The organism is Polaromonas sp. OV174, assembly GCF_900112285.1.
Lineage (GTDB): Bacteria > Pseudomonadota > Gammaproteobacteria > Burkholderiales > Burkholderiaceae_C > Polaromonas.
On sequence record NZ_FOKZ01000003.1, the window covers coordinates 58,189 to 80,695 of the forward strand.

Below are 22,507 nucleotides of genomic sequence, written 5' to 3' on the forward strand. Positions count from 1 at the left end.
CGGTGTGACGCCCACCAGCGGTGGGCGTCACACAGGGTTGAGACCTTGGCCTTAGAGCAGGCCGGCCTGGGTCATCAGGTCGCTCACCTTTTTGCTGTTGAGCTTGGAGGGCTCGACCTTGGGCGATTGCAAATCGGCCAGCGGCACCAGCTTGGGATTGGAAGCTGCGCCAACGCCCACGGCATATTCGTAAGCATCGCCAGTCTTCAGGATGTCCTGGCCGCCCTTGCCAGTGAGCCAGTGCACAAAGGCCTGGGCCTCGGCCTGGTGCTTGCTGGAGGCCAGCACGCCGCCACCGGAAATGCTGACGAAGGCGCCCGGATCCTGCTGGCGGAAGTAATGCAGCGCGGCGTTATTGCTGTTTTCACCGGTCTTGGCCTGATCGCCAAACCAGTAGTAGTGGTAAATCACGCCGCCTTCCACCTGGCCGGCATTGACGGCCTTCATGACCACGCCATTGCCTTTGTAAATGACGGCGTTTTCCTTCATGCCCTTGAGCCAGGCGGCCGTGGCGGCTTCGCCCTTGAGCTCCAGCAGCGCGCTGACGATGGCCTGGAAGTCGGCACCGGCCGGCGACGCTGCCCAGCGGCCCTTCCAGCTGGGGCCCGCCAGGTCCATCAATGACTTGGGCAGTTGTGCCGGCGTCAGCTTGGCCTTGTTATAGACAAACACCGTGCTGCGCGCCGCGATGCCGGTCCAGCGGCCGTGCGCGGGGCGGAAATTGGCGGGCACCTGGCTCAGCGTGGCCGCACCGAGAGGTGCAAAGAGACCGGCCGTATCCACCAGGGCCATCGCCGGCGAATTTTCGGTCAGGAACACATCGGCCGGACTGGCCGCGCCCTCTTGCACGATCTGGTTGCCCAGCTCGGTGTCGCCGCCATTGCGCAAGGTCACCTTGATGCCGGTCTCCTTGGTGAAGGCTTCGGCCCAGGCCTTGGTCAGGCTGGCGTGCTGCGCGTTGTAAATCACGATGCCTTCGGCCGTGGGCGTGACGGCAGGCGCGCCCTGCGCCAGCGACACCAGCGGTGCGGCAATCAGGGCCGTGCCCAGCGCCAGGGCGCTGGCCAAAGAGGATAAAGACAATTTCATGAAGTGACCTTTGTTGAATAAAGATTCCAGAAATTCGGCGCTGCGTGCATCACGCAGAAAAGCGTAATACAAATGCGAATTACTTTCGTCTAGATTTTAACGACAACCCTGTAGAGCGCAAGGGCTAAGGCCATTGCGATTCATGCTTCACGATAAAAAAAGCCCCACTGCTTTCGCAGTAGGGCTGGCTAGTCAAGTCATGCCGCAAGAAATCGCCGGCATGCAGGCATCAGACCTTAAGCAGCCGCACCGTCTTTCACGGTATCGGCCAGATCGGTGTAGTCCTTGACCTGGTCAAAGTTCAGGTACTGGTAGACCTCATCGCTGGCAGCGGTCAACACGCCCATGTCCGCCATGTATTCGCCCTTGGTCGGGATGCGACCCAGCTTGGAGCAGATCGCGGCCAGTTCGGCGGAACCCAGATAGACGTTGGAGTTTTTGCCCAGACGATTGGGGAAGTTACGCGTCGAGGTGGAGAACACCGTCGCGCCTTCTTTCACCTGCGCCTGGTTGCCCATGCACAAGCTGCAGCCTGGCATTTCCATGCGCGCGCCAGCCGAACCCAGCACACCGTAGTGGCCTTCTTCCGTGAGCTGCTTGGCGTCCATCTTGGTCGGCGGTGCCATCCACAGCTTGACAGGGATGTCGCGCTTGTTTTCCAGCAGCTTGGAAGCGGCGCGGAAATGGCCGATGTTGGTCATGCACGAACCGATGAAAACTTCATCGATCTTGGCGCCGGCGACGTCGGACAGGGTTTTCACATCGTCCGGATCGTTCGGGCAGGCCACGATAGGCTCGTGGATGTCGGCCAGGTCGATCTCGATGACGGCGGCGTATTCCGCATCGGCGTCGCCCTTGAGCAATTGCGGGTCGGCCAGCCAGGCTTCCATGGCGGCGATGCGGCGCTTGATGGTGCGCACGTCCGAGTAACCCGTGGCGATCATCCACTTCAGCATCGTGATGTTGCTGGTGATGTACTCGATGATGGGTTCCTTGTTCAGGTGCACCGTGCAGCCGCCGGCCGAGCGCTCTGCCGAAGCATCGCTCAGTTCAAACGCCTGCTCCACCTTCAGGTCTGGCAAGCCTTCGATTTCCAGAATGCGGCCGGAGAAGATGTTCTTCTTGCCCTGCTTGGCCACGGTCAGCAGACCGGCCTTGATGGCGTACAAAGGAATCGCATTGACCAGGTCACGCAGGGTGACGCCGGGCTGCATCTCGCCCTTGAAACGCACCAGCACCGACTCAGGCATGTCCAGCGGCATGACGCCGGTGGCGGCGCCGAAAGCCACCAGGCCGGAACCGGCGGGGAAGCTGATGCCGATAGGGAAACGGGTGTGGCTGTCGCCGCCGGTGCCCACGGTGTCAGGCAGCAACATGCGGTTGAGCCAGCTGTGGATGATGCCGTCGCCCGGACGCAGCGGGATGCCGCCGCGGTCGCTCATGAAGTCGGGCAGTTCGTGGTGCATCTTCACGTCCACCGGCTTGGGGTAAGCCGCCGTGTGGCAGAAGGACTGCATCACCAGGTCGGCGCTGAAACCCAGGCAAGCCAGGTCTTTCAGCTCGTCGCGCGTCATCGGGCCGGTGGTGTCTTGCGAGCCCACAGACGTCATCTTGGGTTCGCAGTAAGTGCCGGGGCGCACGCCCTGGCCTTCTGGCAGACCGACCGCACGGCCGACCATTTTTTGTGCCAAGGTGAAGCCGCGGCCGTTGTTGACCGGGTCTTGCGGCAAACGGAACTGGGTCGACAGCGGCAGGCCCAGCGCGAAACGCGCCTTGGCGGTCAGGCCACGGCCGACGATCAGCGGAATACGGCCACCGGCACGCACTTCGTCAAACAGCACTTCGCTTTTGAGCTTGAACTCGGCAATCACCTTGCCGTCTTTCAAGGCCTTGCCGTCGTAGGGGCGCAGCTCGATCACGTCGCCCATGGCCATCTGGCTCACGTCGAGTTCGATCGGCAGCGCGCCCGAGTCTTCCATGGTGTTGTAGAAGATAGGCGCGATTTTCGAGCCCAGGCAGACGCCGCCGAAACGCTTGTTAGGCACAAAGGGGATGTCTTCGCCGGTGAACCACAGCACCGAGTTGGTGGCGGACTTGCGCGAGGAACCGGTGCCGACCACGTCGCCGACGTAGGCCACCAGGTTGCCCTTGGCTTTGAGTTCTTCAATGAACTTGATAGGGCCGCGTTTGCCGTCCTCTTCGGGCGTGACGCCGGGGCGTGCATTCTTGTGCATAGCCAGCGCGTGCAGCGGAATGTCGGGACGGCTCCAGGCGTCGGGCGCGGGCGACAGGTCGTCGGTGTTGATCTCGCCGGCGACCTTGAAGATGGTCAGCGTGATGGACTCTGGCACTTCGGGGCGGCTGGTGAACCACTCGGCATTGGCCCAGCTTAGCAGCACGGCCTTGGCATTCGTATTGCCCTTGTCGGCCTTTTCCTTGACGTCGTGGAACTGGTCGAACATCAACAGGGTTTTCTTCAGGCCTTCGGCCGCCACCGCGCCGACTTCGGCGTCGTCCAGCAGATCAACCATGGGACTGATGTTGTAGCCGCCCAGCATGGTGCCCAGCAGCTGCGTGGCATGTTCGCGCGAGATCAGCGCGCACTTTTCCGTGCCATGGGCCACAGCCGCCAGGTAGCTGGCCTTGACCTTGGCCGCGTTGTCCACGCCGGCCGGCACGCGGTGGGTGATCAGCTCGACCAGAAAGGCTTCTTCGCCCTTGGGCGGGTTCTTCAGCAGCTCGATGACTTCACCGGTTTGCTGCGCCGACAGAGGCAGCGGAGGAATACCCGACACCGCGCGTTCGGCGACATGGTTGCGGTAGCTTTGCAAGAACTCAGATGACATAAGGGCTTCTCCAATCTTCAAAATCGTGGGGGAAATCGGGGTTTTTAAAATGCGCTGGCGGCTTACTTCGCACCAGCCACTGGCTTCGGTGCATCCAGAATGCTGGGTGCCGGGTTCAGCTTCAGGGCCTCGGCCACGGTCACTTGATCCTTGCTCATGCACTCATCGGCCAGGCGAATCCCCAGCTTCTGGTTCATCAGCATGGACTTGTTGGCCAGCTGCAGCCACACCGCGCCGGCCTTCTGGTCTTCCAGGCGAATCGCACCCGTGGTAGTGGCCACTGGGAACATGCGGTATTTGAAATTTTTACCCTGCATGTCGAAATAGCCCGGAACTTTGGTGTCTGCCGTCAGCGTGACCGAAGCGCCAAGCTCGCAAGGCAGCAGGCCCACGTACACACGCTCGGCAATCGCCAGTTCAGCAGGCGTCATCGCGGCTTCGGCCGCTTCAATCCCAGCGGCCACGTTCTTGGCGGCGCTCTTCAGGTTGACACGGTTGTTGGGATTGACGACGGGTTGCTTTTTCGCCTGTGGCTTGGCGGCCGCCTTGGCAGCCGGTTTGGCGACAGGCTTGGTCGTGGTGGTCGTGGTTTGCGCCATGGCCAGGCTGGAAGCTGCCACCAAAAGGGTGGCGGCCAGGGTGGTGGTGAGGGTGGATGTCATACGACTCTCGTGGTTGGTTAGAGCTCAGTGAGAAAGGGCTTGGAAATAGGTTTGAGCTTCGGCGGGAAGTACTCGGCCGGTCTGATGCGCACGCTCCAGCACCTGCCAGAAATAGCGGTAGCTCGCACGGTCGTGCAATTTACCATCAAAACTAATGGGAGCCCAATCAGCGCGGGCGGCAGAAGCTATTATTTTTGTAGCATCTTCAATCTCATCCGCGGTAGGCGCAAAAGCCTCCAGGATGGGACGAATCTGGTTCGGGTGAATGCTCCACATACGGGTGTAGCCCATCTCGCGGCTGGCGCGGCGCGCAGCCTGCATCATGGCCGCCGTGTCATTGAACTCGGTGACCACGCAATGCGAGGGCACCTTGCCGTTGGCGTGGCAGCTCGAGGCGATTTCCAGCTTGGCGCGCACCACCAGCGGATGGCTGAACTGGCCCTGGCTGCCCATGCCCCCGGCCGGAATCGCACCGCCATGGGCTGACACAAAATCCATCAGGCCAAAACTCAGTGACTGCACCCGGGGATGGGCGGCGATGTCAAAGGCGTTGCGCACGGCAAGCGGCGACTCGATCAGCACATGCAGCGGCAGATGGCCGGCCGACGCCGCCAACAGCGCTTGCTCGGCCTTGATCACACCGGCGACGGACTCGACCTTGGGAACCATGATGTGAGACAGCTTGTGCCCCACCTTGCCGGCAATGACCGCCATGTCGGATTCAAAGGCCGGGTGATCCACCGCATGCACACGAACGGCGACGCGGGCCTTGTCACTGGCAAGCGCGGCCAGCGCCACCACCATGGCCGCATGGTCGGCTTCGCCACCGACGGGCGCACCGTCCTCGCAGTCCAGCGTCACATCAAAAACGCAGGCGCCAAACTCTTCCATCATCTCGGCCTGCAATTGCAGGCTCTTGCGCATGCGCGCTTCCACGCCGCTGTAGTGGTCGCACACCGGCAAGCGCACGGCACCGGCCTGCGCGCCCAGCAAGACATCGGCGGGATGGGTAGAAAGGGTTGTCATAAAGGTCTCTGAGCCACCATAAACATGCGGGGAAAAGCCAGCAGCCGCTTGCCGTCGGCACGTGCCGGATAGGCCTCGTCGACACGGCGCTCGTATTCGGCCAGGTAACTGGCCTGCAGAGCAGGCGAGAGCCTGTCGACAAAAGGCTTCAGGCCGGTGCCACGCACCCATTCGACGATGGCCGCAGCGCTGGCCATGGGGTGCTGATAAATCGTGTGCCAGACATCGACATGGGCCGCATGCGGTGCCAGCAGGTCATAGTAGGCGTCCAGGCCCAGCAGCCGGGTGCGCAACCTGTCGGCATCGCCAATGGACTCGGCCCACGGCGCCTGGGCCGCCAGCGCGCGCATCAGGCGATGGGTGGGCTCCTGGCGGTTGTCGGGCATCTGGACGGCCAATACGCCGCCCGGTACCAAAGCGTCGAACAGGCACGGGATCAACTTTTCGTGATCCGGCACCCATTGCAGCGACGCGTTGGCGTAAATGAGGTTGGGCGCTTCATCCGTGGATGGCGGCGCCCAGGTCGCGATGTCACTCAACTCGAAGCGGGCCTGCGGCAGGCGCTCGCGCGCGCTGAGCAGCATGGCTTCAGAGTTGTCGGTTCCCAGGGCTTGGGCCTTGGGAAACCGCTTGACCAGCAGTTCGGTGGAATTTCCCGGCCCGCAACCGAGGTCGACCACGCGGGCAGCCTCGGTCAGCGGTATCCGCGCCAGGAGTTCCTGTGCGGGCCTGGTGCGCTCGTCTTCGTAGCGACGGTAGAGCGCGGGGTTCCAGTCGAGCATGCTGGCGGGTCTTGGCTTAGAGCAGGTGCGCCACGCCGGCTTGTTCGCCTTGCAGTTCTTCCAGGGTCTTGTTGATGCGTTCCTGGCTGAAGGCGTCGATTTCCAGACCTTCAACCAGCTTGTACTCGCCGTTTTCGCAGGTCACTGGGAAGCCGAACATGGTGTCCTTCGGAATGCCGTACTGGCCGTCCGACGGAATGCCCATGGTGACCCACTTGCCGTTAGTGCCCAGGGCCCAGTCGCGCATGTGGTCAATGGCTGCGTTGGCGGCCGAGGCCGCCGACGACAGGCCACGCGCCTCAATGATGGCGGCGCCGCGCTTGCCGACGGTCGGCAGGAAGGTGTTGGCGTTCCATTCCTGGTCGTTGATCATCTTGGCGACGCTTTCGCCATTGATGGTGGCAAAGCGGTAGTCGGCGTACATCGTGGGCGAGTGGTTGCCCCAGACGGTGAGTTTTTCGATGTCGGCCACGGGCTTGCCGGTCTTGGCAGCGATCTGGCTGGCAGCGCGGTTGTGGTCCAGGCGCAGCATGGCGGTGAAGTTCTTGCGCGGCAGATCAGGCGCCGACTTCATGGCGATGTAGGCGTTGGTGTTGGCCGGGTTGCCGACCACCAGCACCTTGACGTTGCGGCTGGCGACGGCGTTGAGCGCCTTGCCCTGTGCCGTGAAGATGGCGCCGTTGACGGCCAGCAGTTCGGCACGTTCCATGCCGGGGCCGCGTGGGCGCGAGCCGACCAGCAGGGCGTAGTCGGCATCCTTGAAGGCGGTCATAGGGTCGCTGTGGGCGGTCATTTCCACCAGCAGGGGGAAGGCGCAGTCGTCGAGCTCCATCATCACGCCCTTGAGCGCTTTTTGCGGGCCTTCGACCGGGACTTCGAGCAGTTGCAGGATGACCGGCTGGTCTTTGCCCAGCATCTCACCAGAAGCAATGCGAAACAGCAATGCGTAACCAATTTGGCCTGCTGCACCGGTAACTGCAACGCGGACGGGTTTTTTGCTCATGATTGATGACTCCAGGAAAGTTAGAAATTGCTTGGCTGAGGGAATGAAGTGAGATGTCTGGCGTCAGTCTGGGACTTTTCGGTTGGCTCGGGGCCGGTCGCTCGGCTCCGGAGTCACCTCAAAAATGGACAGGCGACGCGTTGGGCTCAGCCCAAGATTTTACGCTTGAAAAACACGCCTCGTCAATTTGTCTTATGTCTTATATAAGATATGATTCGAGCTTGGCCCAAGGGCGCGCCCCAAGCCCATCCAAGCGCCGTTTTAAACCCTCCTGTATGGTCAACTCCGCCACATTACTGCTCGACACGATCGCCGCTGCCAACGAGGTCAGCGCCGTCGCGAGCGCCACCCCGGCCTTCAGCCCGCTGTACCAGCAGATCAAGGCGCTAATCCTGCAAAGCCTGCAGACCGGCGAGTGGAAACCGGGCGAACCGATTCCCAGCGAGATGGAGTTGGCGGCACGCTTTCGCGTCAGCCAGGGCACGGTGCGCAAGGCGATTGACGAGCTCGCCGCCGAAAACCTGGTGGTGCGGCGCCAGGGCAAGGGCACTTTTGTTGCCACCCATGCAGAGCACCATGTGCAATATCGCTTTTTGCGCCTAATGCCGGACAACGGCGACGCCAGCAGCGAAGGCCCGGCAGAGCGTGAAATCATTGACTGCAAGCGCTTGCGCGCTCCGGCCGACATCGCCCGCCCGCTGTCCCTGCGCAGCGGCGATGCCGTGCTGCAGCTGCGCCGCGTGCTGGCTTTTCAGGGCACGCCCACCATTCTGGAAGACGTCTGGTTGCCTGGCGGCCCGTTCAAGGGCCTGACGGCCGACCGGCTGGCCACTTACCGCGGCCCCATGTATGCGCTGTTTGAAACCGAGTTCGGCGTGCGCATGGTCCGCGCCGAAGAAAAAATCCGCGCGCTTGCCGCCGATGCGACAGCGGCCAAATGGCTACAAGTGCCTATCGGCGAACCGCTGCTGAGCGTAGAGCGCATCGCCTATACCTATAACGACTTGCCAATGGAATTGCGTCGCGGTTTGTACCGCACCGACACCCACCATTACAAGAATGAGCTTAGTTGAGGGGAATAGTCGAGAAGCGCCTGGCTGACAAATAACTTTGCTGCATTGCAATAGAATTAAAATGCTCGATTGGTAACCGTATGCCCTATGAGTTACTACCCAGTTACCCCCACGAAAGTCCAAAAAAATGACAGAGCTGGCATCCCCTCAGCGTCCCAAGCGGCCTGAGTACCGCAACATTAACGCCTTCAAAGACCTGACCACCTACCGCATGACGCCTGCGGCCTGGGTTTCCATCTTGCACCGCGCCAGCGGTGTCATCATGTTTTTGTTGATGCCCTTCGTCATCTGGATGTTCGACACCTCGATCTCCTCGGAAATTTCCTTCGAAAAATTCAAGGCCGCCTTCAACATCGGCATGCTGGGTCTGCCCGGTTTCATCTGGAAGCTGGTGGCACTGGCCCTGATCTGGGGCTATCTGCACCACTTCATCGCCGGCATCCGCCACTTGTGGATGGACGCCAGCCACTCGGCCGTCACAAAAGAATTCGGCAAGTCTTCCGCCCTGACCACGCTGGCACTGAGCATTGCTCTCACGCTGGTGCTGGGCGCCAAGCTGTTCGGCCTTTACTAATTTCAGGGAAAGCACACCATGTCTGTCAATTACGGCTACAAGCGCATCACTTCCGGTGCCCACTACGGTTTGCGTGACTGGCTGGCCCAGCGCGTGACGGCGGTCCTGATGGCCCTCTTCACCGTGCTGCTGCTGGTCCGCATCGTCTTCAGCCAGGGCCCCATCGGTTACGACCTGTGGGCCAGTCTCTTTTCTTCGCAGTGGATGAAGGCCCTGACCTTCACCGTCATCATCGCCCTGCTCTATCACGTCTGGGTCGGCATGCGGAACATCTGGATGGATTACGTCAAGCCGGTCGGACTTCGCCTGTCACTGCAGGTCTTCACCATCGTCTGGCTGGTGGCTTGCGCTGCCTGGGGCATTCAGGTCCTGTGGCGCCTATAAGCCGCCCCTGACTGCATCCGACAACCAAGACCTCAACAAAAATCATGACTGCAACTTCCCAACTCCCCAAGCGCAAATTTGACGTCGTCATCGTCGGTGCCGGCGGCTCCGGCATGCGCGCTTCACTGCAACTGGCCCGCGCCGGCCTGAACGTCGCCGTGCTGTCCAAAGTCTTCCCGACGCGCTCGCACACCGTGGCCGCACAAGGCGGTATTGGCGCCTCGCTTGGCAATATGTCCGAAGACAACTGGCACTACCACTTCTATGACACCGTCAAGGGTTCCGACTGGCTCGGCGACCAGGACGCCATCGAATTCATGTGTCGCGAAGCGCCCAAGGTCGTCTACGACCTGGAACACATGGGCATGCCCTTTGACCGCAACCCGGACGGCACGATTTACCAGCGTCCCTTCGGCGGCCATACCGCCAACTACGGCGAAAAGCCGGTGCAACGCGCTTGCGCCGCCGCCGACCGCACCGGTCACGCCATGCTGCACACGCTGTACCAGCAAAACGTCAAGGAAAAAACCAGCTTCTTCGTCGAATGGATGGCGCTGGACCTGATCCGCGACGAAGCCGGCGACGTGGTTGGTGTCACCGCCATTGAAATGGAAACCGGCGACGTTCACATCTTCGAAGCCAAGACCACCATGCTGGCCACCGGCGGTGCCGGTCGAATCTTCGCCGCATCCACCAACGCCTTCATCAACACCGGTGACGGCCTTGGCATGGCGGCGCGCGCCGGCATTCCTTTGGAAGACATGGAGTTCTGGCAGTTCCACCCGACCGGCGTGGCCGGCGCCGGCGTGCTGCTGACCGAAGGTTGCCGCGGCGAAGGCGCTATTCTGCGCAACAGCAACGGCGAGCGCTTCATGGAGCGTTATGCGCCCACCCTGAAAGATCTGGCGCCGCGTGACTTCGTCTCGCGCTCCATGGACCAGGAAATCAAGGAAGGCCGTGGCTGCGGTCCCAACAAGGACTACATCCTGCTGGACATGACCCACCTGGGCGTGGATGCCATCGCCAAGCGCCTGCCTTCGGTGCTGGAAATCGGCCACAACTTCGCCAACGTGGACATCACCAAGGAAGCCATTCCCGTGGTGCCCACCATCCATTACCAGATGGGCGGCATCCCGACCAACATCCATGGCCAGGTGGTCACGCAAGACGCCAACAACAACAGCCAGGTCGTCAACGGTCTGTACGCGGTGGGCGAATGCTCCTGCGTCAGCGTGCACGGCGCCAACCGCCTGGGCACCAACTCCCTGCTCGACCTGCTGGTCTTCGGCAAAGCTGCCGGCAACCATATCGTCGAGTTCAACAAGGCCAACCCCACGCACAAGCCGCTGCCGGCTAATGCCGCCGACGCGACGCTGGCCCGCATTGCCCGCCTGGACAACGCCACCGACGGCGAATACGCCCAGGACGTGGCCAACGACATCCGCGCCGCCATGCAGCAGCACGCCGGTGTGTTCCGCACCCAGGCCATCCTGGACGAAGGCGTCAGCAAGATCGCCGCCATGCGGGCACGCGTGGCCAGCATCGGCCTGAAGGACAAGTCCAAGATTTTCAACACCGCCCGCATCGAAGCGCTGGAAGTCGAGAACCTGATCGAGGCGGCCCAAGCCACCATCGTGTCGGCCGCTGCCCGCAAGGAAAGCCGCGGCGCCCACTCCGTGGACGACTACGGCGACACGCCAGAGCATCCAAACGGCCGCAATGACACCGACTGGCACAAACACACCCTGTGGTACAGCGAAGGCAACCGCCTGGCCTACAAGCCGGTGCAGATGAAGCCATTGACCGTCGAGTCCGTGCCGCTGAAAACGCGCACCTTCTAAGCACGGCCCAGCGACGAGAAAAGAAGCGAGAACCCACATGACCAAACGCACATTCCAGATCTACCGCTACGACCCGGATACCGACGCCAAGCCCTACATGCAGACCATCGAGGTGGAACTCGACGGCCACGAACGCATGTTGCTCGATGCCCTGATGAAGCTCAAGGCGCAGGACCCGTCCATCAGCTTTCGCCGCTCCTGCCGCGAAGGCGTGTGCGGCTCCGACGCCATGAACATCAACGGCAAGAACGGCCTGGCCTGCCTGACCAACATGAACACGCTGCCCGGCACCATCGTGCTCAAGCCGCTGCCCGGCCTGCCGGTGGTGCGCGACCTGATCGTCGACATGACGCAGTTCTTCAAGCAGTACAACTCGATCAAGCCCTACCTGATCAACGACAACGTACCGCCTGAAAAAGAGCGCCTGCAGAGCCCCGAAGAGCGCGAAGAGCTCAACGGCCTGTATGAGTGCATCTTGTGCGCCAGCTGCTCGACGAGCTGCCCTAGTTTCTGGTGGAACCCGGACAAGTTCGTCGGCCCGGCCGGCTTGCTGCAGGCCTACCGTTTCCTGGCCGACAGCCGCGACGAGGCCACGGCCGAGCGTCTGGACAATCTGGAAGACCCTTACCGCCTGTTCCGCTGCCACACCATCATGAACTGCGTCGACGTCTGCCCCAAGGGACTGAACCCGACCAAGGCGATTGGCAAGATCAAGGAAATGATGGTCCTGCGCACGGTTTGATCGCACTTTCTGGCACGGGTCTCATGAACACAACAGACGTACTGATTGATGAGCGGGCTCTCAGCAAGCTGAAGTGGCGTTGCCGCCGCGGCCTGCTGGAAAACGACCTGCTGATCGAGCGGTTCTTTCTTCGTCACGAGGCCAGCCTCAGCGTCAGACAGGCCAAAGGTCTGAGCGATTTGATGGACTTGTCTGACAATGATTTGCTGGATCTTCTGCTAAAAAGGAAAGAGCCCAGCCAGCTTTCGGAGGCGGATGCGCAAGCCAGTGCCTCGACGCCGGAAGCGCTTGAAGTTTTGCAGTTGCTGCGCCCCTCGGTACCGGTGTTTTGACTCCGTTCCCGTCCTATTTTGATATGAAAGAAAGAAGCGAGATATGAAGCTAGCTGACAACAAAGCCACCCTGTCATTCAGCAATGGCAGCCCCAGTGTTGATTTGCCGGTTTATCAGGGCAGTGTCGGTCCAGATGTCGTGGACATTCGCAAGCTGTATGCCCAAACCGGCATGTTCACTTACGACCCTGGCTTCCTCTCGACGGCGTCGTGCCAGTCCGCCATCACCTACATCGACGGTGACAAGGGCGAACTGCTGTACCGCGGCTATCCTATCGAGCAGCTGGCCACCAACTGCGACTTCATGGAAACCTGCCACCTGCTGCTCTACGGAGAGCTGCCCAACGGCGAGCAGAAAAAGGATTTCACCGCCCGCGTGACCAACCACACCATGGTCAACGAGCAGATGCAGTTCTTCCTGCGTGGCTTCCGCCGTGATGCCCACCCCATGGCCATCATGACCGGTCTGGTCGGCGCCCTGTCGGCCTTCTACCATGACAGCACCGACATCACGAATCCGGAGCACCGCGAGATCGCGGCGATTCGCCTGATCGCCAAGATGCCGACCCTGGTCGCCATGGCCTACAAGTACACCGTGGGCCAGCCCTACATGTACCCCAAGAATGAGCTGAGCTACGCCGGCAACTTCCTGCACATGATGTTTGCCACGCCCTGCGCTGAGTACAAGGTCAATCCGGTGCTGGAACGCGCCATGGACCGCATCTTCACCCTGCACGCAGACCACGAGCAAAACGCCTCCACCTCCACGGTGCGCCTGTGCGGCTCGTCAGGCACCAACCCGTTTGCGGCGATTGCCGCTGGCGTGGCCTGCCTGTGGGGCCCGGCGCACGGCGGCGCCAACGAAGCTTGCCTGAACATGCTGGAAGACATCCAGCGCCAGGGCGGCATCAGCAAGGTCGGCGAGTTCATGGAAAAGGTCAAGGACAAATCGTCCGGCGTCAAGCTGATGGGCTTTGGTCATCGCGTCTACAAGAACTACGACCCACGCGCCAAGTTGATGCAGGAAACCTGCAACGAAGTGCTGGCCGAACTGGGCCTGGAAAATGACCCGCTGTTCAAGCTGGCCAAGCAGGTCGAGAAGATCGCGCTGGAAGACGATTACTTCGTGTCCCGCAAGCTCTACCCCAACGTCGACTTCTACTCCGGCATCGTGCAGCGCGCCATCGGCATTCCCGTGCCGCTGTTCACCGCGATCTTCGCGCTGGCCCGTACCGTCGGCTGGATTGCCCAGCTCAACGAAATGATTGGCGATCCTGAGTACAAGATTGGCCGTCCGCGCCAGCTGTTCACCGGCTCGGTGTCGCGTGACGTTGTGCCAATGGCCAAGCGCTAAATCGCTCCGGCGCTGATCTGACGCAAAGCCCGCCCGATGGCAGCATCCGGCGGGCTTTTTAACGCCTTGGCACTGAATATCTACCGCTATATTTTTTATAGCTTGTAGCGCATGCCTGACAAGGGCCAGAGGCATAAAACATTAAAAATTCTCTGCCAATACGGCCAAAAGACGGATTTGGCAAGCCAGTCATCTCCGATTGCGATGACAAGGGAATCAATAAGACTGCAAAATATCGATACATCATCGTCAATCACGACGACGCCATACCCATGACCGCCAAAAGCTCAGAACGCAATTTCGCCCGCCGCATAGACCTGACCTCGCTTCAGCTCTTTGTGGCGGTGTGCGAACTGGGCAGCATAGGCAAGGCGGCGGAGCGCGAGTACATCGCCGCTTCGGCCGTCAGCAAGCGCCTGTCGGACCTGGAAGGCACGCTGGACACGCCGCTGCTGTATCGCCACACCCGTGGCGTGGACTTGACGCCGGCCGGAGAAAGCCTGTTGCACCATGCGCGCACGGTGCTCTTCAGCCTGGAAAAAATGCAGGGCGAACTGAGCGAATACGCCAACGGCGTGCGCGGCCATGTGCGGGTACACGCCAGCATTTCAGCCATCGTGCAGTTCCTGCCCGAAGACCTGGGCGCCTTCATACGCCAGCACGCCGAGATCAAGATTGACCTGGAAGAGCATCTGAGCACCGAGGTGGTTCGCGCCGTGCAGGAAGGCGCGGCCGACCTCGGCATCTGCAACACCGCCCACGGCACCGGCGAGCTGCAAACACAGCCCTACCGCAGCGACAAACTGGTGCTGATCGTGCCCAAAGGCCATGACCTGTGCGCGCAAGGCGCTATCAATTTTGCTGATGCGCTGGATTACGACCAGGTCGGCCTGCATTCCAACAGCTCGATTTACCTGGCCATGCGCCAGGCCGCCGCCGCCGTCGGCCGCACCATCAAGCTGCGCATTCACGTCACCGGCCTGGACGCCATGTGCCGCATGATCCACAACGGATTGGGCGTCGGCGTGATGCCGCAGCGCGCTTTCGAGCTCATGCACGGTGTCGGTGAACTGCAATCCGTGGCCCTGCTGGATGACTGGGCGACGCGTCAGATCCAGCTGGTGGCGCGCGATTTCTCCACCCTGCCGCTGACCGCCCGGCTGCTGGTCGATCACCTGACGCTGGGCCAGCCCGCCGCGCTGGCGGTTGCCCACCCGGCGGCCTAAAATTATTCGATAAACCACGAAGAGACCACGAAGGAAAACCCATGGGACGCACCCTTTACGACAAGATCTGGGACGAGCACGTTGTTCACACCGAAGAAGACGGCACGGCCATTCTGTACATAGACCGCCACCTGGTGCATGAAGTCACCAGCCCGCAAGCCTTCGAAGGCCTGCGCGAAGCCGGCCGCAAGGTCTGGCGCATCAGCTCCATTGTCGCCACGGCCGACCACAACACGCCCACCACCGGCTGGGAGCTGGGCTATGACGGCATCACCGACCTGGTCAGCAAGGAGCAGATCACCACGCTGGACGCCAACATCAAGGAATTCGGCGCCGCCGCCTTTTTCCCCTTCATGTCCAAACGCCAGGGCATCGTCCATGTGATTGGCCCCGAAAACGGTGCCACCCTGCCCGGCATGACCGTGGTGTGCGGTGACTCGCACACCTCCACCCATGGCGCGTTTGGCGCGTTGGCGCACGGCATCGGCACCAGCGAGGTCGAGCATGTCATGGCCACGCAAACCCTGCTGGCCAAAAAAGCCAAGAACATGCTGATCAAGGTCGAGGGCAAATGCACCCCCGGCGTGACCGCCAAGGACATCGTGCTGGCGATTATTGGAAAAATCGGTACGGCAGGTGGCACCGGCTACACCATAGAATTCGCCGGCGCTGCCATCCGCGAGCTCAGCATGGAGGGCCGCATGACGGTCTGCAACATGGCCATCGAAGGCGGCGCCCGCGCCGGCCTGGTGGCGGTTGATCAGAAAACCATAGATTACGTGAAGGGCCGCCTGCTGGCGCCCGGAACGGATGCACAAACTGGCCAGTTTGTGGGGGGCGTCGAGTGGGACCAAGCCGTTCAGTACTGGGCGACCTTGCACTCCGATGCCGACGCGACATTTGACGCCGTGGTCGAGCTCGATGCCAGCCAGATCCTGCCGCAAGTCACCTGGGGCACCTCGCCCGAGATGGTCTTGTCCATTGAAGGCCGGGTGCCCGATCCCGACAAGGAAAAAGACGCCAACAAGCGCGGCGCGATTGAGCGTGCACTCACCTACATGGGCCTGGAGCCGGGCAAGGCGCTGAACGACCTCTACGTTGACAAGGTCTTCATCGGCTCCTGCACCAACAGCCGCATCGAAGACATGCGCGAAGCCGCCGCCGTCGTCAAGAAGCTGGGCCAGAAAGTGGCCAAGAACATCAAGCTGGCCATGGTGGTACCGGGCTCCGGCCTGGTCAAGGAACAGGCCGAGCGCGAAGGCCTGGATGTGATCTTCAAGGCCGCCGGCTTTGAATGGCGCGAACCCGGCTGCTCCATGTGCCTGGCCATGAATGCCGACCGGCTGGAGCCGGGCGAGCGCTGTGCCTCGACCAGCAACCGCAACTTCGAAGGCCGGCAGGGCGCCGGCGGCCGCACCCATCTGGTCAGCCCGGCCATGGCCGCCGCCGCGGCCGTGCACGGCCACTTCGTCGACATCCGCAAATTCTCCTGAACAAGGCCCGCATCATGCAGAAATTCACCGTACACCAAGGCCTGGTCGCGCCCATGGACCGCGAGAATGTCGACACCGACGCTATCATTCCCAAGCAGTTCCTCAAGTCGATCAAAAAAACCGGCTTTGGCGTCAACCTGTTTGACGAATGGCGCTACCTGGATGCCGGCTTTCCCGGCCAGGACCCGGCCAGCCGCAAGCCCAACCCCGACTTCGTGCTGAACCAGCCGCGCTACAAAGGCGCGTCCATCCTGCTGGCGCGCAAGAACTTTGGCTGCGGCTCCTCGCGCGAACACGCGCCCTGGGCGCTGGACCAGTTCGGCTTTCGCTGCATCATTGCCCCCAGCTACGCCGACATCTTTTTCAACAACAGCTTCAAGAACGGCCTCTTGCCCATCGTCCTGCCAGAAGCCCAGGTGGCCCAGCTGTTTGACGAAGCCCTGGCCTTCCCCGGCTATAAGCTCACGGTGGACCTGGAGCGCCAGGTCATCGTCAAGCCACAGGGCGAGGAACTGCCGTTTGACGTGCAGGCCTTTCGCAAATACTGCCTGCTCAACGGTTTTGACGACATCGGCCTGACCCTGCGCCAAAGCGACAAGATCAAGGCCTTCGAGGCCGAGCGTCTGGCGACCAAGCCCTGGCTGGCGCACACCGTTGCCGGCTGAAATTTCGCCATTTATAGATCAAATAATGCTCTAACCCAATAGATACGGGTGCAAGCAGCTACCAAAAAGATAGTAACCATGAAAATCGCAATTCTCCCGGGTGATGGCATAGGCACCGAAATCGTCGCCGAGGCCGTCAAGGTCCTGAAGGCGCTGGATCTTCGTTTTGAAACCGAAACCGCCCTGGTCGGCGGCGCCGCTTACGACGCCCATGGCCACCCGCTGCCTGAGGCCACGCTCAAGCTGGCCAAGGAATCGGACGCCGTGCTGTTCGGCGCGGTCGGCGACTGGAAATACGACACGCTGGACCGCCCGCTGCGGCCCGAGCAAGCCATCCTCGGTCTGCGCAAAAACTTGGGGTTGTTCGCCAACTTCCGTCCCGCCATTTGCTACCCGCAGCTGGTGGACGCCTCCAGCCTGAAGCGTGAGCTGGTCTCCGGCCTGGACATCCTGATCATTCGCGAGCTGACCGGAGATATCTACTTTGGCCAGCCGCGCGGCCGCCGGGTTTCGCCAGACGGACACTTCCCGGGCAGCGAAGAAGCCTTCGACACCATGCGCTACTCGCGCCCAGAAATCGAACGCATCGCCCATGTGGCCTTCCAGGCCGCCCGCAAGCGCAGCAAGCGCGTGACCAGCGTCGACAAGGCCAATGTGCTGGAAACCTTTCAGCTCTGGAAAGATGTCGTCACAGAGGTCGGCAAAGAGTATCCCGACGTCGCGCTGGACCACATGTATGTGGACAACGCCGCCATGCAGCTGGTCAAGGCACCCAAGAAATTCGACGTGGTGGTCACCGGCAATATGTTTGGCGACATCCTCTCCGACGCAGCTGCCATGCTGACCGGCTCCATAGGCATGCTGCCTTCGGCCAGCCTGAACGCCAAGAACCAGGGCTTGTACGAACCCAGCCACGGCAGCGCGCCCGACATCGCCGGTAAAGGCGTGGCCAATCCATTGGCGACGATTTTGAGCGCCGCCATGATGCTGCGCTTCAGCCTGAACCAGCCAGAAGCCGCCGCCCGCATTGAAAAAGCCGTGGACGCCGTACTGAGCCAGGGCCTGCGCACGCCTGACATCTACAGCGAAGGCACCACCCGTGTCGGCACCGTGGAAATGGGCGACGCGGTGGTGAAGGCGCTGAACTGACGTTTTTTCGCAGCAAACCACCTCAAATCCACGTTGTGACGGTGGTTTGCCCAAAAGCCCAGGCCGGCCTGATGGCAAGCCTGGCTACAATCTCAACCATGTATCAAAGTCCCGCCATTTCCCACTGCCTCGCCGCCTTGCGTGCGGGACGTGCGGCGCCGGTTTTGATCCAGATCACCAAAACGACCACCATTAAAGGCTAGCAAGCCCGGTTCGTCGTGCCCGCTGGCTCGATGAGCCGGACCAAAAAGCCGTTTTTTTTCGTACTTTTTGAAGGGCAATCCCATGAAACTCAAAGGCAACCTCACAGGACTCGTCGGCTGGCGCGGCATGGTGGGTTCGGTGTTGATCGACCGCATGCAAGCCGAAGGCGACTTCGAGCTGATCGAACCGGTTTTCTTCTCGACCTCCAACGCCGGCGGCAAAGCCCCGGCCCAGGCCAAGAATGAAACCACGCTGAAAGACGCCTACGACATCGAGGCCCTGAAGAAGTGCGACATCATCATCACCGCGCAGGGCGGCGACTACACCAGCGAGGTTTTCCCCAAGCTGCGCGCTGCCGGCTGGACCGGCCACTGGATTGACGCCGCCTCCACGCTGCGCATGAACGACGACGCCGTCATCATCCTGGACCCGGTGAATCTGCCCGTCATCCAAAATGCCATGGCCAAGGGCGGCAACAACTGGGTGGGCGGCAACTGCACCGTCAGCTGCATGCTGATGGGCGTGGGCGCGCTGTACAAGGCCGGCCTGGTCGAGTGGATGACCAGCATGACCTACCAGGCCGCTTCCGGCGGTGGTGCCCAGCACATGCGCGAGCTGCTGACGCAATTCGGCACGCTCAACGGCGAAGTCAAGGCGCTTCTGGACGACCCGAAATCGGCCATCCTGGAAATCGACCGCCGCATCCTGGCCAAGCAGCAGTCGCTGAGCACCGGTGAAACCGCCAACTTCGGCGTTCCGCTGGGCGGCTCGCTGATCCCCTGGATCGACAAGGACCTGGGCGACGGCATGAGCAAGGAAGAATGGAAGGGCGGCGCCGAGACCAACAAGATTCTGGGTCAGGGCGCGAGCTTTGGCACGGCCGAAACGCCGGTCGATGGCTTTTGCGTGCGCATTGGTGCCATGCGCTGCCACAGCCAGGCGCTGACCTTCAAGCTCAAGAAAGACGTGCCGCTGGCCGACATCGAAGCCATGATCGCCGCCGATAACGAATGGGTCAAAGTGGTGCCCAACACGCGCGAAGCCTCCATCAAAGACCTGACACCTGTGGCCGTCACCGGCACCATGCAGATTCCGGTCGGCCGCCTGCGCAAGCTGGCCATGGGGCCAGAATACCTGGGTGCCTTCACTGTCGGCGACCAGTTGCTATGGGGTGCCGCCGAGCCGCTGCGCCGCATGCTGCGCATCCTGTTACAGGCCTGAACCTGGCAAAAGGATTGGCCGCAACCAGCGGTCAATCCTCGCCAGCAACTGTTACAAGACGTTGTCAGCAGACAACAATTAAAACTTGCAATCTGGTGCTAAATCGTCGTGTCAAAACTTAAGCGATGTCTTAGCTTGTCAGCCTAATGCCTTGATGTTAAGGTTGTTTTTCGAAAATTCGCATCAAGGCTTTTTGTGCGTTTAACCAGAATTAAGTTACATGTTGACCGAGCACCGGAGGCTCAAAACCCCATGAATAATCGCGGTCGTTGGCGTATTGGCGCCTTGGCAAGTGCCATTGCGTTGCTGGGTAGCGTGGCGAGCCTGGAGGCGCATGCTTTGGCACTGGGCCGAATCACGGTGCAATCTGCCCTGGGTGAGCCTCTGCGCGCAGAAATTGACATTCCAGACATCACGACAGAAGAGGCCGCCAGCCTGCGAGCAGGCGTAGCCCCCGTGGATAGCTTCAAGGCTGCGGGGCTTGAATACACCACTGCGCTGACCGGACTGGAAATCAATTTGCAGCGCCGTGCGGACGGTCGGGCTTATCTGCGCCTGAGCAGCAGCCGGCCCATCACCGAGCCTTTCGTGGACCTGATACTTCAGGCCAACTGGGCCTCGGGACGCATCAGCCGCGACTACACCATGCTGTTCGACCCGCCCAACTTGCGCGCCAACAGCGCCATTGCGGCGGCACCTACCGCCCCAATGCTGTCACGACCCGTAGCCCCCATTGCAACGCTACCCGCCAGACCCCAGGCCACCCAGCCAGCACCTGCGGCCCGCCCTGCACCGCTAGCCAAAGCGCCTGCCCCCAAGCCGATCCAGATTGAGAAAGCAGCTGCTGGCGACAAACAAATCACCGTGAAAGCCGGAGACACCGCCAGCAAGATTGCCGCACAAAACAAGGCCGCCAGCGTCTCGCTGGACCAGATGCTGGTAGCCTTGCTCAGGAGCAACCCCGAGGCCTTCATTGGCGGCAACATCAACCGGATCAAGTCTGGCGCGGTACTGGATGTTCCCAGTGCGGAAGCCGCCAGCGCTGTCTCCCCTGGTGAGGCCAGCCAGACCATCGTTGCCCAAAGCAAGGATTTCAACGCATTTCGCCGCAAACTGGCAGAAAACGTGCCGGCCACGCAAGTCGCCAGCGCAGACCGCCAAGCCGGCGGCAAGGTGCAAGCCAAGGTTGAAGACCGCGCGCCAGCCAACGCCACGCCCGACAAGCTGACCCTCTCCAAAGGAGCGATTCAAGGCAAGCCCGCCGCCACGCTCGAGGACAAGATTGCCACGGACAAGCAGGCCAAAGACACCGCCAGCCGCATGGCGGAGCTGTCCAAAAACATCGACGATCTCAATAAATTAAGCGCGCCTCCTACCGCTGCCAGTACGGCCACCGCACCTGTAGCGGCCGTATCAGCCACTTCAGTCCTAGCGGCCCCCGCCGCCGTGCCCAGTTCAGCCCCGAGCAGCAGCGCGGCAACGCCAGCGGCTGAGCCAGTGCCCGCCCTGCAGGCAGCCAGTGCCGCGGCTTCGCCGGCCAGTGCCGTCGCCGTGGCAGCCCCCAAACCCGTACCGAGTGCCCAACCGCAACCGGAATCCAGCTTGATTGACAGCGTACTCGACAATCCTTTGCTGTTGCCTGGCGCAGCGGGCCTGTTGGCGCTATTGGCAGGCTTGGGCTTGTACCGCTACCGCCAGCGCAACAAGAATGGTCAAGTGGACAGCTCCTTCCTGGAAAGCCGCCTGCAACCCGACTCTTTCTTCGGCGCCAGCGGTGGCCAGCGCATTGACACCAGTGAAAGCAACGTCACGGGCTCGTCGCTGGCTTACTCTTCCAGCCAGCTGGATGCAGCAGGCGATGTGGATCCGGTCGCCGAAGCCGATGTTTACCTGGCCTACGGACGCGATCTGCAAGCCGAGGAAATCCTCAAGGAAGCCCTGCACACCAGCCCCACGCGTGTTGCCATCCATGCCAAGCTGCTCGAAATTTACGGCAAACGTCGCGACAGCAAGGCGTTTGAAGGCGTGGCCGTGGAGGCCTTCAACCTGACGCAGGGTTTCGGCCCCGAGTGGGCTTATATCTCGGAAATCGGTCGCGACCTGGATCCTGCCAACCCGATGTACCAAACCGGCAGCGCGCATGCAAATAACGCAGCCCCCGCCGTCAAAACAGCAGTCACGGCGCCGCTGGACCAGCCTCAAACGCTGTCAGTTGCGGCAGCCGCTGCTACGGCCGCTAGCGCCGACATAGATCTGGATCTTGACCTGGATTTCTCTCTGACCGACGATGAGCCGAGTTTGCACACCGCCCCGGCCAGCATTTCAGCCTTTGCGCCTGCCGCACCAGAGCATGCTGTCGACACTCCCGCCGCCATTTCACCAAACCCGGTCTTTGATGACCTGGACTTGAATTTCGACCTCGCGACGGCGGAACTGCCTGCGGCCTCAGTGGCTGATCCGGCCGCCGCAGTTGACCTTTCCCACCCGGGGCTTGACTTCCCCACCGACGAACTGAGTTTCACGTCCGAGCCTTTTGCAGCACCCGAGCCCGTCAAACCTGCACCCGCCCAGACACACGCCGACAACGGCATGCTTGAGTTCGATCTGAGTGCGCTGTCACTGGATCTCGGTCCTTCGACAGAAGCACCTGCGCATGCCTTGACGGCCTCGCCCGAAGACCCGCTTGAAATCAAGTTCTTGCTGGCTGAAGAATTCCGCTCCCTGGGGGATCCGGATGGTGCCAAATCGCTGGCCGATGAGGTGTTGAGCAAAGCCAGCGGGCCCCTGAAGGTCAAGGTACAGGCGTTTCTCAACGCCCTGTCGTGAGCGCGGGCCCGAGCG

At 61.5% G+C, this 22,507-nt stretch carries 19 protein-coding genes; 13 read left to right on the top strand and 6 right to left on the bottom strand.

The window, feature by feature from the left end:
- Positions 1 to 51: 51 nt before the first annotated feature.
- The 6 genes from BM160_RS03680 to BM160_RS03705 form a co-directional block, all read right to left on the bottom strand.
- Entirely contained in the window at positions 52 to 1,089 is a 1,038-nt protein-coding gene (locus BM160_RS03680; RefSeq protein WP_092001225.1) for an iron ABC transporter substrate-binding protein, read from the bottom strand.
- A 236-nt stretch (positions 1,090 to 1,325) separates the two neighbouring features.
- On the bottom strand, positions 1,326 to 3,935 hold the full coding sequence (locus tag BM160_RS03685; protein WP_092000665.1) for a bifunctional aconitate hydratase 2/2-methylisocitrate dehydratase: 2,610 nt from the start codon (positions 3,933 to 3,935) through the stop codon (positions 1,326 to 1,328).
- Between the two features lie 62 nt (positions 3,936 to 3,997).
- Positions 3,998 to 4,597 (bottom strand): hypothetical protein, encoded by a 600-nt coding sequence (locus BM160_RS03690; RefSeq protein WP_092000670.1) that lies wholly within the window; start codon positions 4,595 to 4,597, stop codon positions 3,998 to 4,000.
- A 24-nt stretch (positions 4,598 to 4,621) separates the two neighbouring features.
- Positions 4,622 to 5,623 (bottom strand): HpcH/HpaI aldolase/citrate lyase family protein, encoded by a 1,002-nt coding sequence (locus BM160_RS03695; RefSeq protein WP_092000673.1) that lies wholly within the window; start codon positions 5,621 to 5,623, stop codon positions 4,622 to 4,624.
- Positions 5,620 to 6,405: a trans-aconitate 2-methyltransferase gene (gene tam, locus BM160_RS03700; RefSeq protein WP_092000678.1), complete on the bottom strand. Its 786-nt coding sequence runs from the start codon at positions 6,403 to 6,405 to the stop codon at positions 5,620 to 5,622. Before tam ends, BM160_RS03695 begins: the two co-directional genes overlap by 4 nt.
- Positions 6,406 to 6,421: 16 nt before the next feature.
- Positions 6,422 to 7,408 carry a malate dehydrogenase gene (locus BM160_RS03705; protein ID WP_092000683.1) on the bottom strand — a complete coding sequence of 329 codons (987 nt, stop codon included), beginning with the start codon at positions 7,406 to 7,408 and terminating at the stop codon, positions 6,422 to 6,424.
- 275 nt (positions 7,409 to 7,683) lie between these two features.
- On the opposite strand from BM160_RS03705, the gene BM160_RS03710 reads away from it, so the two are divergent.
- From BM160_RS03710 to BM160_RS03770, 13 genes are all read left to right on the top strand, one after another.
- Complete coding sequence (locus BM160_RS03710) at positions 7,684 to 8,481, top strand: GntR family transcriptional regulator (RefSeq protein WP_255368609.1); 798 nt, start codon at positions 7,684 to 7,686, stop codon at positions 8,479 to 8,481.
- A 127-nt stretch (positions 8,482 to 8,608) separates the two neighbouring features.
- Positions 8,609 to 9,055, top strand: a complete 447-nt coding sequence (gene sdhC, locus BM160_RS03715; RefSeq protein WP_092000687.1) for a succinate dehydrogenase, cytochrome b556 subunit — start codon at positions 8,609 to 8,611, stop codon at positions 9,053 to 9,055.
- 18 nt (positions 9,056 to 9,073) lie between these two features.
- Positions 9,074 to 9,439, top strand: coding sequence for a succinate dehydrogenase, hydrophobic membrane anchor protein (gene sdhD, locus BM160_RS03720; protein WP_092000691.1), 366 nt, complete (start codon positions 9,074 to 9,076; stop codon positions 9,437 to 9,439).
- 44 nt (positions 9,440 to 9,483) lie between these two features.
- Positions 9,484 to 11,280, top strand: a complete 1,797-nt coding sequence (gene sdhA / locus BM160_RS03725) for a succinate dehydrogenase flavoprotein subunit (RefSeq protein ID WP_092000696.1) — start codon at positions 9,484 to 9,486, stop codon at positions 11,278 to 11,280.
- Between the two features lie 37 nt (positions 11,281 to 11,317).
- Complete coding sequence (locus BM160_RS03730) at positions 11,318 to 12,022, top strand: succinate dehydrogenase iron-sulfur subunit (RefSeq protein ID WP_092000700.1); 705 nt, start codon at positions 11,318 to 11,320, stop codon at positions 12,020 to 12,022.
- 23 nt (positions 12,023 to 12,045) lie between these two features.
- Positions 12,046 to 12,354 (top strand): FAD assembly factor SdhE, encoded by a 309-nt coding sequence (locus BM160_RS03735; RefSeq protein ID WP_092000703.1) that lies wholly within the window; start codon positions 12,046 to 12,048, stop codon positions 12,352 to 12,354.
- Between the two features lie 43 nt (positions 12,355 to 12,397).
- Positions 12,398 to 13,708, top strand: a complete 1,311-nt coding sequence (locus BM160_RS03740; protein ID WP_092000706.1) for a citrate synthase — start codon at positions 12,398 to 12,400, stop codon at positions 13,706 to 13,708.
- A 272-nt stretch (positions 13,709 to 13,980) separates the two neighbouring features.
- Entirely contained in the window at positions 13,981 to 14,934 is a 954-nt protein-coding gene (locus tag BM160_RS03745) for a LysR family transcriptional regulator (protein WP_092000710.1), read from the top strand.
- Between the two features lie 41 nt (positions 14,935 to 14,975).
- Positions 14,976 to 16,427, top strand: a complete 1,452-nt coding sequence (gene leuC, locus BM160_RS03750; RefSeq protein WP_092000714.1) for a 3-isopropylmalate dehydratase large subunit — start codon at positions 14,976 to 14,978, stop codon at positions 16,425 to 16,427.
- A gap of 14 nt (positions 16,428 to 16,441) precedes the next feature.
- Positions 16,442 to 17,092, top strand: a complete 651-nt coding sequence (gene leuD, locus BM160_RS03755) for a 3-isopropylmalate dehydratase small subunit (RefSeq protein WP_092000717.1) — start codon at positions 16,442 to 16,444, stop codon at positions 17,090 to 17,092.
- A gap of 78 nt (positions 17,093 to 17,170) precedes the next feature.
- On the top strand, positions 17,171 to 18,241 hold the full coding sequence (leuB, locus tag BM160_RS03760) for a 3-isopropylmalate dehydrogenase (protein WP_092000721.1): 1,071 nt from the start codon (positions 17,171 to 17,173) through the stop codon (positions 18,239 to 18,241).
- A gap of 285 nt (positions 18,242 to 18,526) precedes the next feature.
- Entirely contained in the window at positions 18,527 to 19,666 is a 1,140-nt protein-coding gene (gene asd, locus BM160_RS03765) for an aspartate-semialdehyde dehydrogenase (protein ID WP_092000724.1), read from the top strand.
- A 252-nt stretch (positions 19,667 to 19,918) separates the two neighbouring features.
- A complete protein-coding gene (locus tag BM160_RS03770; RefSeq protein ID WP_092000727.1) occupies positions 19,919 to 22,492 on the top strand; it encodes a FimV/HubP family polar landmark protein in 2,574 nt (857 codons plus the stop codon).
- Positions 22,493 to 22,507 lie beyond the last annotated feature (15 nt).

What these genes read in the sequence shown, in the direction of transcription:
- BM160_RS03705 (WP_092000683.1), bottom strand. Translation starts at nt 7,408, where the DNA reads ATGAGCAAAAAACCCGTCCGCGTTGCAGTTACCGGTGCAGCAGGCCAA.
- tam (WP_092000678.1), bottom strand. Translation starts at nt 6,405, where the DNA reads ATGCTCGACTGGAACCCCGCGCTCTACCGTCGCTACGAAGACGAGCGC.
- leuD (WP_092000717.1), top strand. Translation starts at nt 16,442, where the DNA reads ATGCAGAAATTCACCGTACACCAAGGCCTGGTCGCGCCCATGGACCGC.
- BM160_RS03740 (WP_092000706.1), top strand. Translation starts at nt 12,398, where the DNA reads ATGAAGCTAGCTGACAACAAAGCCACCCTGTCATTCAGCAATGGCAGC.
- BM160_RS03730 (WP_092000700.1), top strand. Translation starts at nt 11,318, where the DNA reads ATGACCAAACGCACATTCCAGATCTACCGCTACGACCCGGATACCGAC.
- sdhC (WP_092000687.1), top strand. Translation starts at nt 8,609, where the DNA reads ATGACAGAGCTGGCATCCCCTCAGCGTCCCAAGCGGCCTGAGTACCGC.
- sdhD (WP_092000691.1), top strand. Translation starts at nt 9,074, where the DNA reads ATGTCTGTCAATTACGGCTACAAGCGCATCACTTCCGGTGCCCACTAC.
- leuC (WP_092000714.1), top strand. Translation starts at nt 14,976, where the DNA reads ATGGGACGCACCCTTTACGACAAGATCTGGGACGAGCACGTTGTTCAC.
- sdhA (WP_092000696.1), top strand. Translation starts at nt 9,484, where the DNA reads ATGACTGCAACTTCCCAACTCCCCAAGCGCAAATTTGACGTCGTCATC.
- BM160_RS03770 (WP_092000727.1), top strand. Translation starts at nt 19,919, where the DNA reads ATGAATAATCGCGGTCGTTGGCGTATTGGCGCCTTGGCAAGTGCCATT.
- BM160_RS03745 (WP_092000710.1), top strand. Translation starts at nt 13,981, where the DNA reads ATGACCGCCAAAAGCTCAGAACGCAATTTCGCCCGCCGCATAGACCTG.
- BM160_RS03710 (WP_255368609.1), top strand. Translation starts at nt 7,684, where the DNA reads ATGGTCAACTCCGCCACATTACTGCTCGACACGATCGCCGCTGCCAAC.
- BM160_RS03680 (WP_092001225.1), bottom strand. Translation starts at nt 1,089, where the DNA reads ATGAAATTGTCTTTATCCTCTTTGGCCAGCGCCCTGGCGCTGGGCACG.
- BM160_RS03685 (WP_092000665.1), bottom strand. Translation starts at nt 3,935, where the DNA reads ATGTCATCTGAGTTCTTGCAAAGCTACCGCAACCATGTCGCCGAACGC.
- asd (WP_092000724.1), top strand. Translation starts at nt 18,527, where the DNA reads ATGAAACTCAAAGGCAACCTCACAGGACTCGTCGGCTGGCGCGGCATG.
- BM160_RS03695 (WP_092000673.1), bottom strand. Translation starts at nt 5,623, where the DNA reads ATGACAACCCTTTCTACCCATCCCGCCGATGTCTTGCTGGGCGCGCAG.
- BM160_RS03690 (WP_092000670.1), bottom strand. Translation starts at nt 4,597, where the DNA reads ATGACATCCACCCTCACCACCACCCTGGCCGCCACCCTTTTGGTGGCA.
- leuB (WP_092000721.1), top strand. Translation starts at nt 17,171, where the DNA reads ATGAAAATCGCAATTCTCCCGGGTGATGGCATAGGCACCGAAATCGTC.
- BM160_RS03735 (WP_092000703.1), top strand. Translation starts at nt 12,046, where the DNA reads ATGAACACAACAGACGTACTGATTGATGAGCGGGCTCTCAGCAAGCTG.